Origin of the sequence: Cupriavidus oxalaticus (genome assembly GCF_004768545.1) — a bacterium.
In the GTDB taxonomy this organism is placed as follows: Bacteria; Pseudomonadota; Gammaproteobacteria; order Burkholderiales; family Burkholderiaceae; genus Cupriavidus; species Cupriavidus oxalaticus_A.
Genome location: NZ_CP038637.1, coordinates 98,806 through 112,459, shown reverse-complemented (window position 1 = coordinate 112,459; position 13,654 = coordinate 98,806). Strand labels below are relative to the sequence as shown.

Genomic DNA, 13,654 nt, shown 5'->3' with positions numbered 1-13,654 from the left:
CCATGTCTGAACGAAAGAAGCTGCATCCCGGATTCAAGAAGAATGCCAAAGTCATGGCGGTCGTTACAGGTGTAGCGGTGGTCGGGGTAGGGGTCGCATACATGGCGATGCAAGGGCGCGCCTCCCAAGCCGCAACGGTTGAGGTGCCGGCACTTGACACGCAAGGCGGCAAGAAGACCGAAGAGACACCGAACTACTCGCGGGCGCTCAATCGCGCTAATGACAAAGGCTTCCAGCAGGCCGAACATGCGGACGGTACGTTTATTCCTACGCTATCGGAGAACAGTGGCAAGACGACAAACCTTGAAGACGAGCTTGCCAAGCGTGCCCAGGCCACCCCTCCGGCGCAGCCGCGCGATATGGCCCGCCCGAATCAACCCTATGCGGCAACAACATCGGCTGATTCTCAACAAGCACAGCCGACGTCAACAGGTCTGGGCGACCAAGTGCAAGGGCTGCGAGCATTATGGACACGCGATGAGTCTTCGCAGCAGAGCCTGAACATTGCCGCGCAAGCCGGTGACGCACGCAACACAAACGCAGCTGCAGCGACTGCCGCCGCGGGAGGAAACACGACGATAGCAGCGGACGATACCAACACGAAGCGCCAGGCCGTTCCCTATATTCGTGGCTTGGATCAGATCCCTGCGGTGTACCAAAACAGCATCGATACCGATGCACCGTCCGATGTTCTCGCACGCGTCGAGACCGGCAAATATGCTGGCAGCGTGTTCTACGGCACGGCGCGCCTCTCCAACGAAGTCGTTGTCACTGACTTCACCAAGATGAAGGTCCCGACTGGCGAGATGATCTCCATCACGGCAGTGGCTCTGGACGAGGAAGAGATGCGCACGGCCCAGCCGGCAGACATCGATCATCGGTACGTGCAGCGAGTTGGCGTGCCGGCTCTTCTTGGCGCGTTGGGAGCTGCAGGTTCGGTTTACCAGAATGCAGGGTCCATAGTGCAACAGACACCGCTAGGGGGCGTGACCACGACGACGAACCCGAATCCTAGCGGAAAGCAACTTGGCGGCGCAGCGGTTTCATCCGGCCTGCAAGCTACGCAGCAAGTGATCCAGCAGGAGAATGCGACCATCCCGCCGCGTCGAGGACGGATCAAACGGGGCACGCCGATCATGGTGCTGTTCAAGGCCGATGCCTATCTGAAAGAGTAGAATTCGCATCCCGATTCTTACGTATAATTGCATGGATACGCACTAGGGGCACCCGATGAGCCAGACCAACCACTTTGACGCCCACCTCGAAACCAGCGAGCACGACGACCCCCAACACGATATTTCGCAGGATGACGTCACCGACGTTTCAACTTCGGAGAAGCCGAAGCGCAAGCTGCCGACAAACTATCTGATCTACGGTGCGGTAGCCGTGGCTGTGCTGGGCTTCTGGGGCTTCAAGAAGATGACGAAGCCATCCAGTCCGGCTGGCTTTGCTGCCAGCGCGCCTATGAACGACGGCGGCATGATGGGCGCTGCAGCGAATCCCGAACGCCCCGCACCGGGCTCATTTGCTCCGGTCCGTCAAGCGCAGCAAGAGACGGCAGCGCAGGGTTTCGCCCCTAGTGGCGCAGATCCCGCGATGAGCAATAGCAGCCTGCCGGCGTCCGCGTCAGAGTCGGTGAATTCCGCTTCGGCGAGCGTCCCTTTCGTCGCGTCACTGGCGGCTAGCGCAACCAATGACGCAGCCGAGATCGCAACCGGCAAGCCTGGCCTCAAAAATTCGGACCGAAAGGAGATGAGCGACGCAGATGCTGCCATCCTGCAGCAGCTAAAGGCGCAGACAGTGCAGCTTGAGGACATGGGAAAGCGCCTTTCCGCACTCGAGACTCGCCGCGTTGATGCCAAGACCGCTTCGAAGCCTGCCCGCGCTAGTAAGCCTCTCTCAGACGAGGACCGCGCGAGAGAGAAGGCTGCCGGCGTGGTCCGCACAAAGGCGACGCGTTCTCGCACGAACTCGAAGGAGGAGGTGCAACTCGGCTACAAGATCAAGCAAGTCATTCCTGGACAGGCCTGGCTCGAAGACGACACGGGCAAGCAGTATGTGAAAGCCAAGGGTGACAAGCTCGGCGGAAGTGAAATCGTTGAGATCGACGCCGACAAGTTCATCGTTCGCACGACTGCTGGCGTCATCCGCTGATGGACCTGACAACTATCGTCACCCAGCTCGGCGCCACGATTGTCGAGTTCCAATCGCTTGCCGCCGCCGCTGCCTATGCAGTCGGCCTCTGGTACATCGCTAAGGCGGTGAATCGAGGGATCAAAGCGTCCAGTCAACCGGGTGGCGCGGAAACGTCTGGTGCAGCGATCTTCACGACGCTTCTTATCGGTGCGGTGTTGCTCAACCTCACCAATACCATGGGAGATCTATGGGAAACCATGACCGGTGAGCGTGGTGCTGGTTTCGGAATGGTGTCTTATTCGGGGGCAAGCGCTGCAGGTGTTTTTGCGCCGGCCATCAACGCAATCTTCACCATCGTCTCCACATTCGGCTGGTGGTACGGATTTAAGGGACTGACCATGTTCAAGAAAGCATCGGAGGGACACGGAAGCGGCGGATACGAAGACTACGCCTGGAAAGGATTCATCCATGCCATCGGCGGAGCCGCGATGGTCAACATCGGCAGCACCGTGGATGCGTTCAAAGAAACCGTTGGCTTGACCTTTTAACTCAATCCTCCCGATGGAGATCAAAATGCAACACTGGATTAACAAGGCGCACATCGCCGCGCAGACGCATGCCCATGCATTGAAGTATGGGACCGCAGTGGCCATCATTCTTGGTGGGCTCCTGTATCGCAATCCAACTCTGGCTTGCACGCTTCTCCTGTCGACCGCCATCTGCTTGTACGTTCTCGCCTCGACTGGCAAGAAGCTGCAGTTCGAGGCAGGCAGCATGGCTGCAGTCGCCGCCGCTTCGCTCACGCTGACGATGTTGCTCTCGCCCGATGTTGCGCACGCCGCCGGTGGAATTGCTGGGTGGGCTCGCGCCATCAAGGCACAACTTGGCGACGTCTATGACCTGCTGATCTACGGCTCCTACGGTGGCGGCATGGTCGGCCTGATTACCAGCGTGGTGAACGGCAAGAAGAAGTCGAACGGCGACCAAAGCATCAAGACCGCCAGCATCTACGGCAATGGCCTTGGCGGCGTGGCACTCATGATGCTCGGCTACCTGGCGAACTCCCTCGCCGAGTCTGTCGGTGGCAGCGCCGGCCAGATGAACCGGATGCCTGGCGGCCTGTAAGGAGCCCCGCTAATGACAGAGAACATCGAGGGCATGGGCGACGAGTCGGTGGATGGCGTTGCAACAGGCATCTCGTGGGAGAGGGCGACAAAGGGGATGTCGCCTCCCTCTGAGTCGCTGGGCGCGAACTTCGCAGTGCGCCGCTTTGCGCCCATTGTGTTCTCCGTCAAGCGCCATCTCTGGCGCAAGAACGACGACAACATGGAAGCCGCTGACGCCGAGTACCGCGCAAAGCGAGAATCCCGCCTGCAGAAGGGCAACTATCAGTGCGTCTTCTGCGGCTTCCGCTCCAAGCATACGGAGATCCACCACAAGAACGACAACCATGCTGATAACCGAAGCGAGAACCTGATTGTCGCTGACCCGCTCTGTCATGGCACCCAGCACATCGGCCAGGTGGGCTCGAAGCGGCATGGTTTGATGATTGACGCGGGTGGTCTGCCGCAGGCCGAGCTGAATCACTTGCAGCGAACGATTGCAGTGGTGTTGGAGATCGGCACAGACGCGGAAAAGCGCGAAGCGTCCACACTTCTTCAACATCTAGCTAGCCGAGGGGAACTGGTCATCAAGGTATGGGGCAGCGCGAACCCGTCCGACTTTGCAAATGCAATGCTCGAACTGAAGGATCACGAGATGGAAAAGCGGGAAAGCGCTTTCGCCGGCCTCGGTCTACTCTATCGACCTTCTCGCTTTGTCGAGTACATCGGTCGTTGGATAGACGAGTTGTACAAGTCGCTTCCCACGAACACCTGGCAGCGCATCCATGACCGTGCAGTCGGCAATCAATAGAGTGGAGGCGGCATCCACTGCAGCGGACAATGACATCGTCATCCCTGAGGTAGGCGTCCTCCTGTACGACAACCCTAACGAATGCACTTCCGGGCATGCGTCCGTCAATGGATCGCCTGCCACCCACGTTCGTCAGCATTCCGATCTGGCAAACAACGTCATCTGGATAACCAATGGCGCTTGGAGCCAATTTATGGTCCAAGGCCATCGCAATGTTCACAACCTCCGGGGCTCCGACTTCTTTCGTACCAATGTCACCCAGATCGGCGCGGATCTCGGCCTGGACATGAGCACGACAAACTCCGCCCAGGTTGCGCCGACGATAAGCCTCATCGCCGCGCGGACGTTCAAGCTGCTTGCGGAGTGCTACGAGTGGAAGCCGAACGAACTCGCCAACGCGGAGAAACTCCATCAGAACATCAAGTCGCGGTTTCCGCGCGATGTAAATCTCAACAACCCCGCGCTTGAGCGGGGCCTGCAAGCGGCCTATCAGACCGACTCCGCCACTTCCAAAGCAGACTTCATCGCGGATTCGGTCTTTCTCACGCTTCGCATGAACCGTCTCGCCCATGCGAAACGGGTCATGTCCTGTCCGGTCCCTGAAGACGCATGGGAGTACATCCCCGGCGTGGCACTACCGAGCGGCCAGCGGGAGCGTCTCGCCTTCTGCCTAAGCCACGAACACCCTGTTCTGGCCGAAGTGCTGGTGGACATGTCGAGAGCCGACTCACAGTATGCGGCCCTGGCAGCATTTGGTCAGAAGGCCAGCAGCCGCATGGTATTGCGAGAGTGGGTTTCTCATCCCGAGCTGCTGTGGCTGTCGCGCTTCGCGCCTCTTGAGATCAAATCGGTGTTTCGGTCATCACGATACGTTGCCCTGCCAGAGCGAATGCAGTTGCCGGTGGCGCTGACATCCGACCCATTGCTGGAGTTGTCGTACTCGGCAGGACTCCTAGCGGAGAACCACTGGATGAGCCTTGCCACCGACGAGTACAACAAGATCACGAAAAGAAAGGCACTTTCCTCTCGTGCTGTCTGGTTGCGCGCAGCAGACCGGGCACTGTGCTTCGCGCTGGCGAAGAAGGCCGTCGACAAGGGATTCGTGGTGACGGGCTACGGAACTGGTGCTGTCCGGGTGCGCATCCAGCGATCCGAGTTGTTTCAAGCGCTGGAATTCGCCATTGAGAACCAGCTTGTTGCGCCAAATTTCTCTCGGATCATTCATGCAGGAGACGTCCATGCAGCCGCAGCAGCATGACCATTCCATCAACCTCGAGGACCTAAGCGAGATCCTCTGCGCGGTGGCAATTCGGGCTGGTGATTTTCTTAGCCTCGACGTACTTGCCACGATGTCGCCCTTGCAGCGGGTGATGCACGCGGTGAAGACAGCGAATGAATCCCTGAGCGCAGATCCGGTGGTCGCCAAGGTGCTGAGCGAGACGCAAGCAGCCCCCCTACTGAAAGTTGAATTCATGAAGAGAAGGAACGCACAATGAGCAGGGCACTTGCGACAAACGTAGTGGAAGGCGTGGAATCGATCCTGGCGTGGCTCGCCAGCTTCGGACTTGGCGCAGATCTCCCGTCGTACTGCCATCTCGAATCCGCCATCGGGCTGGACGAAGACGATCCACGCACTATTGCGGCGCGCGCGAAGAACCCGGAAGGGGTCAAGCCATACATTCTTCTCACGCGCGAATGCTCCATGCTTACCGCATTCGAGCTGACGGGCTCGATGGACGTGGTCGGCGAGGCGGAGTTCCAGTCCATCACCCAAAAGGTTCACGACGCACTAGCGTCCTACTTTCAGCGACCAGGTCACAGCATCGAAATTTCCTTTGAGCGGGATCCCGCACTTATGCGGGCCCATGTCGACGGGATGATGGAGCCTGCATATGCCACGGCGAGGCGGCTAGGATTGGACGGTCTGTGTGATGTGCTGGACGACCGATGCGCGCGCGTTGCTGCTCTGTGCCAGCACGAATCCTGCCTGCTGCTCGTCTATACGCATCTGTCGTCCATGTCATCGGACGAACTCAAGCGTGAAATGGCTGACCACCGCCAGCGGATTAAGGAGCACGCTGTCCCCGCAGCGAAGTTTGCGCAGTCCCCAACTGCATTGATCAAAGGGCTGCTCCACACGCACGAGACTCTCATCGAGGCCATCGAGGAGGACCTCCGCTCGGCAAAGATGCACGTTGGTCGTCTCTCTACTCACCATGCGCTGCGCGAGATCCGCCGATCCTTTGATCGGTGGAATACTGGTTTGGATTGGAAGGCAGCGTTGCCAGGTGACCGCTACACGCCGCGGGCCTCGTCGCGCAAGGATGATGCGTCCAATCTGTTGCTGCCGAAGTTATCTCAGCAGCTGTGCAAGTCTAAAGTCGAAACCGATGGCGAGTTTGTCGTCATCAACGGCCAGTACCATGGCTATTGCTTTATGGAGCTGGGCCCTCAAGATCCGCGCGACTTCATGACGCTATTCCGCCGCATGGGCGATCAACTCCCATGGCGCGTGAAGTGGACCATTGAACCTGGCGGTATTGACTCCATGGCCATGAAGAAGACCATCGTGGATATCACGGCCTTCCTGAGTTCGACCAATGCGGCAATCAAGCGCTCGTTCGATGCCCTGCAGGAGGCAATTGAAGACGGTGAGCATGCCGTCACCGTGAAGATTTGCGCGTCCACATGGGCAAACAGTAAGGCCGACTGCCAGCGTCAGGTATCGACCATCGCGAAGGCGCTGGAGGGGTGGGGTATTACACAAGTGACCACCGACGCTGGAGATCCGATCCAGGGCCTGGTATCAACGCTGCCGGGGTTCAGCGAGAAGAATATCGCGCCCCGGATGGTTGCACTTCTGAGCGACGTGGTTCGAATGCTTCCTTGGCAGCGACCCGCATCGCCTTGGTTCGAAGGTGGCTCGATTCCCCTCCGGTCGCTGGATGGCAAGCTCTACCCCTACCAGCCGACGTCGTCAAAGCAGACCGCCTGGATCGATCTCATTTGGGCCATCATGGGCTCCGGGAAGTCGGTTTGGCTGAACACCCTCAACCTAGGATCGATCCTCTCGCCGGGCCTGAAGCGCATCCCGCTGATCACGATCATCGACGTGGGACCGAGTTCGGCGGGCCTCATCGACCTTCTGCAAAGCGCACTCCCTGAAGACCGCAAGCACGAGGCGATCTACGTGCGTCTGCGCAATACCGATGAATTCGCGATCAATCCTTTTGATACCCAACTCGGTTGCCGCTATCCAACCCAGTTCGAGCGCGAGTTTCAGATTGCGCTGATCAGCATGCTTGCGACGCCGGCAGGTCATACGGATCCACCTGAAAGCGCCCCGGAACTGGCGGCGATGATGATCGATGAGGCTTACAAACTGTATGCCTCGCCGGGATCCATGAAGCGCTACGACGCCATGACAGACGAGGCCGTCGATCTGGCGCTTGCTGACATCCAGTTCGCATCAGACGACATGACGACCTGGTGGGAAGTCACCGATGCGCTGATGGCCGCTGGCAAGCCGCGTGAGGCCAGGTTGGCGCAGCGATTTGCGGTGCCAGTTCTGTCGGACCTCATTGACGTTGTGCGCAGCGCCCCAATTCGTTCCATCTTCTCACCTAGCGAAGATTCGCAGGCTCGCACGGCTTCCGGGCTGACGCTGATCGACAAGATGGCGCAGGTCCTGACGACTGCACTGCGAGACTTCCGCATCATTTCGAGTCACAGCCGCTTCGAGATCAACGAGAACTCGCGTGTTGTGGCGCTGGACCTGGACGAAGTGGCGCGCGGCGGCGGCGAGGACGGCGAGCGTCGCGCCGGCATCATGTTCGTATTCGCACGGCAGATTGCGGCTCGTCAGTATTACCTCTCAGAGGAGATTCTCAAGCTGTGCCCGGCGCTCTATCAGCGCTATCACCAGGAGCGCATCGAAGAGATCCGCGATCAGATGAAGGGGCTTTGTGTCGATGAGTTGCATCGCACTGGCGGCAAGAAGGCTTTCCGCAAGTTGCTGTCGCTGGATCGGCGTGAGGGTCGAAAGTGGGGAATCCGCGTGTCGCTCGCATCCCAGTTCATGAACGACTTCAACACCGATGGTGAGTCCATCACGGAATCCGCATTCTCCGTCTACATCATGAATGCCGGTACCAGCGAAACGCAGAGAGCTGCGCAAGAATTGTTCGGCCTTTCTGATTCAGCTATCGAGCGCTTGAAGCGGGATGTGCACGGCCCCGGTAAATTCTTAGTTTGGCACCAGGTCAAGTCAGGCGTTGTCACCCAGGTGTTGCACAACGCGCCGGGGGCGATTGAGTTGTGGGCCTTTTCCACAACACCGAAGGATGCTGGGCTGCGTCGACGGCTGTATCGGCACATGATGCCCGCCACGGCCCGGAAGATCCTCGCCAAGGAGTTCCCAGCAGGTACTGCCGAAGCGTATATGGAGCAGCGGCAGAAGGAGTTGAGCGAAAGCGAATCGGATGGCGTCATCGACATCGTCGCCAACGAATTGATGGCGAAGTACCAGGCAGATATTCAAGCGGAAAGGATGGCAGCATGAGCGAAGGAAAGAAGCGGGGCGTCCTGCGCACAGTTGGACGGGTCATGAACCCTTTTTCACCGCTGACGTCGATGAAGCGGACGGTCAGCAGCGGCTGGCAAACGATTCAGGATCTGCAGGACGACCTTGCACATCAGCGTCGAAATCCTCGGATTCGAACCTTCCGGGAGGCCATGGCAGCGCGCCCCGCGGATGCAGTGCCTCTGGAACAGATCCAACGTACCTGTCTGATAAACAAGCGCATCGCACTCGCGTTCGGCTTCCTGGCGCTGGTGTATGCGCTTGCCAGTCTGGTGCCCGGGAATCTGTTCGGGGCCCTGACCGGCCTGCTTTTCACGATGCTCTGCGCAATCCTGGCGACGCGATACGCCCACAGAGCTTGGCAGATCGGTAGGGGCCAGACCTCTCCCGATGAGCCGCTCGGCGGTGTTCGCGACTTTCTGCGCACCGATGGCTCCTTGCGGAAGATCTTCGATCCACAGTTGTTTGACTAGGCGTATGTTTATGTATCCATGCATTCATACAGAACGAGGCAAGACAATGAGCCTTTTCCCGCGTGCACTGATCCGCTCAGCCTGCACTCTCGCTGTTGCTCTGGCCAGTTCGGCGTCGTTTGCGCAGACGTCGGTAGGGGAGATCCAGAATGCGGCCAATCGATCCGGCGACAAGTCCATGGCGCTCCTCGAGCTGGTGTTCGGCAGCATTGTCCGAAACCCGCTCTCAGCTTCTGGCGGAGCGGGTGGCGGTATGCTGGCGAGCATCTTCCTTGTCATCACTTCCTGCATCCTTGCGGTGGGCGTGATCTGGGCGATCTACCATTTCGCATCCAGCATGATCGCCACCGGCCAGGATGGTGAATTTCTTGGGCAGAAGAAGTCGTCACCGTGGTTCATGATCCGCATGGTGATTGGCTTCTGCTCTCTGGTCCCCATCTTCGGCGGCTACTGCGGCGCGCAGGTTGTCATGCTCTGGGGCACGATGATGGGTGTCGGCGTTGCCAACCTCACTCAGGACGCGACCATCGCCGTGCTCAAGTCGGGCGGTTCCATGGTCGCGACGCCAGCCGCTCCAGCTGTCAATACCCTGGCCCAGTCTCTATTCGAAGCGAACCTCTGCGGCGAGTCAGTGAACACCGCTATAGCGCAGATGCCAGCAGAGGGTGGAGTAAGCGCCGATGCGGCGGAACGATTCTCGCCCTCTCTCTCCAGCAAGAGCATCAACATCGTGAATGGGCGAGGTCAGTCTTGCGGTGGAGCTAAGCTTGAGCTTCCGCAGCCCGTATCCATGACAGCCGGGGCAGAGAGTATCGCGGGCTATGGGCTCGATACCTCGACACTATTTAGCCCTATGCAGACGGCGCACGAGGCGGGACTGGCTGCCATGCAATCCACCCTCAGCGGACTCGCCCAGCAGTACGTGAATGCTGTGAACAGTGGTAGCTCTCCGCCCGACGTAAGCGCGGCACTGGCCTCGTCAGCACAAGCGTATGAGAACACGATTCGCCAGGCCATCGCCGGATCCCGTGGATCTATCGATTCCCTCACCAGCAAGATTGAGCAGAATCTCAAGCGCGACGGCTGGATTATGACCGGGGCGTGGTATCAGACGTTCGCGCAGGCCAACGCACAAGCCACGGCACTGGCAAACGCCACAGCCTCGGGCGTGGCCGGCACCGACCCGAATAACTTGGCATACCCCCAGCTATACCGCAAGGTTTTGAGCGCATACCAGCAGCAGCGTGCGATGGACGGGTCGAACGCATCCAGCACTGCGAATGCTGTCGCCGCATTGAAGACGGAATCCACGGATGCAAAAGGCTTTGTCGCCAGCATCTTCAGTGGGCAAGAGTGGGTCAAGGCCGCCATCAATCTGAACGGGAACAACGGCGGGGGCGGGACCACGAACCCGATGATCGGGATGAAGAACCTTGGCGACTACATCCTGATCGGGGGATGGAGCGCACTGGGAATGTACACAGCCGTCAAGGGCGGCATGGCAGCCTCCGACTCTCCAGTTGGGAAGGCTTTGACGGGCGTACTGGATGTCGTCACGTTTGGATATGCAGGCGCGGTCAAGAAGGCTGCGATGGGTGTCCTGGAGGCCCTTGGGCCGTTCATCATCATAGCCCTTGTCTCGCTCTTCTTCTTTGGCGCCATGTTGTCGATCTATATTCCGATGGTGCCATTCATCGTCTGGTTTGGAGGGGTTACGTCTTGGTATGCAGTGGTCGGGGAAGCGTTGATCGCGTCGCCGCTCTGGGGTATTACGCACCTTGACGGAGATGGTGAAGGTGTGGGCCAGCGGTCAACGCATGGCTATATCTTCCTCTTGAATGTTCTCTTTCGACCTGCGTTGATGATGATCGGATTCGCCCTCGGCGGTGCGGGCGTTATCGTGCTTGGAACACTGCTAAACACGATGTTTGGTGTTGCCATGGCAAACGCTCAGTTCGACAGCATCACAGGCCTCGTGAGCATCATTGGCTTTATCGCGATCTACATTTCCCTCTGTCTGACACTGATTCACGGCTGCTTCAACCTGATCCACGTTGTGCCCGATCAGGTCTTCGCGTGGATTGGTGGGCATATGTCCGGGCAACTGGGCCGCGATACCGAAGATCGCGCGAAGCAGGTATTCCTGGGCGGCATCGCAACTGGCAAGGGGGCAGTACAGCAATCAGCCTTCAACGGAGCGAAGAATCTGGGGGACGATCCGAAGAGTCAAAAGAAGCCTCCTGTCGCCACAAAGCCGAAAGGCTTTGTGGAATGAGGCTTCCGCCGCCAAAAACCAAAAAGCCCGCAAATCAGCGGGCTTTTCCCTTTGTTAGTGGGCGCTACTACGAGGCTCTACGTCGACGCATTTCGTCATCGTAGGCCGCTTGACCGATAGCCTGTCGATTTGCCTGGACAAGCATGTAGTTCTTCGGGTCTACCTTGCTGAGTTCGGCCAGCGCTGCGTCCCGCACCGCACGGACTCCCCGCAAGTTCGCCTCAGCCTCTCGGAGCTGCGCTTCGAGTTCGCGCGCATACGCTGCCCAATCATCTGCGCGCCGGCCTTGTGCACGCGCCAGGTTAAGGTTCAACGAATCTAGCATCACGACTCTCCCAATTTTTCCTCCACATCGAAACTATAAAGGTCTCACAGCGCACCTCGCAAGCCGAATTTCTCAGCTCGCCTAGGCCCTTCTGGATGCTGCACGCTCCTTCGTGCAAACCGCAGTGGTCATTTAGAGCCATATATCAACCTTGATGATCGCGCCCGGGGAACCTGTGGGCAGCCGCCGACCTGTGGGGAAGGGCAGGGCAACCCGGAGGGTTGTCCTGTGCTTCTCCACGGGGAACCGCGAAGCGGTTAGGCGGGAACCCGCGAAGCGGGCTGTCCATAGGTTGGTCGGGCAAGTCTTCGCCCGACAGGATTTCCACAGCGATGGGCAGGTTAGCTACCGGGATATATAGGTAAACCATAAAGGCAAAATACAGGTACTACAGGGTATACGTGCCAAGCCGCCTCCAGCTTGGCTTTGCGGGGATGTGGCGCGACCATTTCACCCCGCATGCGCGACCACTTCACCCACACAGCGCGACCATTTCACCCAAGGGCTCGCGACCATTTCACCTCAAATAGCGCGACCATTTCACCTAGGATAACTTTGATTATCCACAGGCTTATCCAGAGCATAATACCGCGACCATTTCACCTCTTTCTGGTAGCGCGACCATTTCACCCCCTAGTGTACAAACGCGCGACCAAATCACCTCGCCAGGGGGGCGCGACCAAATCACCCTCCCCAAAAAAAGTGATTCATAGTCTACGTCTGGAGCGGGCGCGACCAATCCACCTCATGTGAAGCTTTAGACGCGCGACCAAATCACCTCGGGTGCTGGCATTAAATTGTGCGGGGTGATTTGGTCGCGCTTTCCCGGCAGGTCCTCCCCCAGCACAGTGCGGGGCGGGCGCCATCATGGGAAACTAACATGAAGAATGTTCATGGGGCGATAACTCGTCAAAGGCTGGTGTCATGGGAGCCGTGAGCGTGGACCTTGCCGCCATACCCCTCATGCTGGCAAAGCGGAGTCTTCAATTGCCGCGAACTGGGGATTGGCACTTCGAGCTGAAGTTAGATGGATACCGAATACTGGCAGGCACGGGGAATCAGCCAGCGTTGCGCACGCGCGCGGGCGCCATCGCTACAGCTTGGTTTCCAGAAGTGGTGGAGGTACTGAAGCAATTGCCAGCGGGGTGCGCACTGGACTGTGAGGCGGTGGTGCTCGATGACATCGGACGGTCGAACTTTGAGGCGCTGCATGAGAGGGCGAGGCGCAGGCGCTGGTATCGAGGCGCTCCCCACGTTACGCTGGGCGCTTTTGACCTATTGATTCTCAACGGCAAGGACATCCGGGGCTGGCCCATCGAGAGGCGCAAGGCAAAGCTGCATGCCCTTCTTGGCACCGACAGTGGTCTGCTCTACGTTTCGGCAGTCGATGACGGCGTCTGGCTTTACCAGCAAGTTCTTGCCCTGAAACTCGAAGGGGTGGTCGCCAAGCGCGCCGGCAGCTGTTATACCGCGGGCCCCTCGGACAACTGGCTCAAGATCAAGCGCCCGGGTGTGCACGGCCATGGGGCGTTCAAGCGAGACATGGCATAGAAAGCTGGGGGCGCGGCTGCGCCGGATCTCGACTAGCGCAACCTGTGCCCGGCTGACTGAGTTGTCCCCGTTCGGGGTACCGGGTACGAAGGGAATTGATGGCACACTAGTAGCCTTCTCAAGGAGGGTACCGTGAGCCACTACGTTGAAGCCAGTTTCACCGACCTGATGGAAGATGCCAAGTCCACGGCTGGGTCCTATCTTCGCGCAGCGAAGCGGGAGATCGATGAAGTGTTCGGTGTCGGCTATGCCGAAAAGAATCCCTCCCTGGTTGCAGCGTTCATGCAGACCGCGGCGGCGGATTTGAGTGCGAGCACCACCGGGAAGGTCCAAGGGGCCGCGCTGCAAGAGATTGCGGAAAGCCTTCAGAGCATCGCCAGAGCACTGGAAGGCTGAGC

At 58.9% G+C, this 13,654-nt stretch carries 12 protein-coding genes; all 12 read left to right on the top strand.

Annotated features, from left to right (window positions below):
* Positions 1-2 precede the first annotated feature (2 nt).
* The 12 genes from E0W60_RS34115 (at position 3) to E0W60_RS34055 (ending at position 13,652) form a co-directional block, all read left to right on the top strand.
* Positions 3-1,175, top strand: a complete 1,173-nt coding sequence (locus E0W60_RS34115; RefSeq protein ID WP_167884685.1) for a DotG/IcmE/VirB10 family protein — start codon at positions 3-5, stop codon at positions 1,173-1,175.
* 55 nt (positions 1,176-1,230) lie between these two features.
* Entirely contained in the window at positions 1,231-2,154 is a 924-nt protein-coding gene (locus E0W60_RS34110; protein ID WP_135707254.1) for a hypothetical protein, read from the top strand.
* Positions 2,154-2,684: a conjugal transfer protein TraQ gene (traQ, locus tag E0W60_RS34105; protein ID WP_116298368.1), complete on the top strand. Its 531-nt coding sequence runs from the start codon at positions 2,154-2,156 to the stop codon at positions 2,682-2,684. The genes E0W60_RS34110 and traQ overlap by 1 nt, the downstream gene beginning before the upstream one ends.
* Positions 2,685-2,709: 25 nt before the next feature.
* Complete coding sequence (locus tag E0W60_RS34100; RefSeq protein WP_135707253.1) at positions 2,710-3,261, top strand: hypothetical protein; 552 nt, start codon at positions 2,710-2,712, stop codon at positions 3,259-3,261.
* 12 nt (positions 3,262-3,273) lie between these two features.
* Entirely contained in the window at positions 3,274-4,050 is a 777-nt protein-coding gene (locus E0W60_RS34095; protein WP_135707252.1) for an HNH endonuclease, read from the top strand.
* A complete protein-coding gene (locus E0W60_RS34090; protein WP_135707251.1) occupies positions 4,025-5,308 on the top strand; it encodes a hypothetical protein in 1,284 nt (427 codons plus the stop codon). Before E0W60_RS34095 ends, E0W60_RS34090 begins: the two co-directional genes overlap by 26 nt.
* Positions 5,289-5,546, top strand: a complete 258-nt coding sequence (locus E0W60_RS34085) for a hypothetical protein (RefSeq protein WP_135707250.1) — start codon at positions 5,289-5,291, stop codon at positions 5,544-5,546. Before E0W60_RS34090 ends, E0W60_RS34085 begins: the two co-directional genes overlap by 20 nt.
* Positions 5,543-8,611 (top strand): hypothetical protein, encoded by a 3,069-nt coding sequence (locus E0W60_RS34080; protein ID WP_135707249.1) that lies wholly within the window; start codon positions 5,543-5,545, stop codon positions 8,609-8,611. Before E0W60_RS34085 ends, E0W60_RS34080 begins: the two co-directional genes overlap by 4 nt.
* Positions 8,608-9,105, top strand: coding sequence for a hypothetical protein (locus E0W60_RS34075; protein ID WP_135707248.1), 498 nt, complete (start codon positions 8,608-8,610; stop codon positions 9,103-9,105). Before E0W60_RS34080 ends, E0W60_RS34075 begins: the two co-directional genes overlap by 4 nt.
* A 4-nt stretch (positions 9,106-9,109) precedes the next feature.
* A complete protein-coding gene (locus tag E0W60_RS34070; RefSeq protein ID WP_240746126.1) occupies positions 9,110-11,380 on the top strand; it encodes a DotA/TraY family protein in 2,271 nt (756 codons plus the stop codon).
* A 1,264-nt stretch (positions 11,381-12,644) separates the two neighbouring features.
* On the top strand, positions 12,645-13,256 hold the full coding sequence (locus E0W60_RS34060; RefSeq protein ID WP_240746125.1) for a hypothetical protein: 612 nt from the start codon (positions 12,645-12,647) through the stop codon (positions 13,254-13,256).
* Positions 13,257-13,388: 132 nt separating this feature from the next.
* Positions 13,389-13,652 carry a hypothetical protein gene (locus E0W60_RS34055; RefSeq protein ID WP_135707246.1) on the top strand — a complete coding sequence of 88 codons (264 nt, stop codon included), beginning with the start codon at positions 13,389-13,391 and terminating at the stop codon, positions 13,650-13,652.
* The last annotated feature ends 2 nt before the right edge of the window (positions 13,653-13,654 follow it).

Coding starts and splice junctions, on each gene's coding strand:
- E0W60_RS34115 (WP_167884685.1), top strand. CDS start 3: ATGTCTGAACGAAAGAAGCTGCATCCCGGATTCAAGAAGAATGCCAAA.
- E0W60_RS34110 (WP_135707254.1), top strand. CDS start 1,231: ATGAGCCAGACCAACCACTTTGACGCCCACCTCGAAACCAGCGAGCAC.
- traQ (WP_116298368.1), top strand. CDS start 2,154: ATGGACCTGACAACTATCGTCACCCAGCTCGGCGCCACGATTGTCGAG.
- E0W60_RS34100 (WP_135707253.1), top strand. CDS start 2,710: ATGCAACACTGGATTAACAAGGCGCACATCGCCGCGCAGACGCATGCC.
- E0W60_RS34095 (WP_135707252.1), top strand. CDS start 3,274: ATGACAGAGAACATCGAGGGCATGGGCGACGAGTCGGTGGATGGCGTT.
- E0W60_RS34090 (WP_135707251.1), top strand. CDS start 4,025: ATGACCGTGCAGTCGGCAATCAATAGAGTGGAGGCGGCATCCACTGCA.
- E0W60_RS34085 (WP_135707250.1), top strand. CDS start 5,289: ATGCAGCCGCAGCAGCATGACCATTCCATCAACCTCGAGGACCTAAGC.
- E0W60_RS34080 (WP_135707249.1), top strand. CDS start 5,543: ATGAGCAGGGCACTTGCGACAAACGTAGTGGAAGGCGTGGAATCGATC.
- E0W60_RS34075 (WP_135707248.1), top strand. CDS start 8,608: ATGAGCGAAGGAAAGAAGCGGGGCGTCCTGCGCACAGTTGGACGGGTC.
- E0W60_RS34070 (WP_240746126.1), top strand. CDS start 9,110: ATGTTTATGTATCCATGCATTCATACAGAACGAGGCAAGACAATGAGC.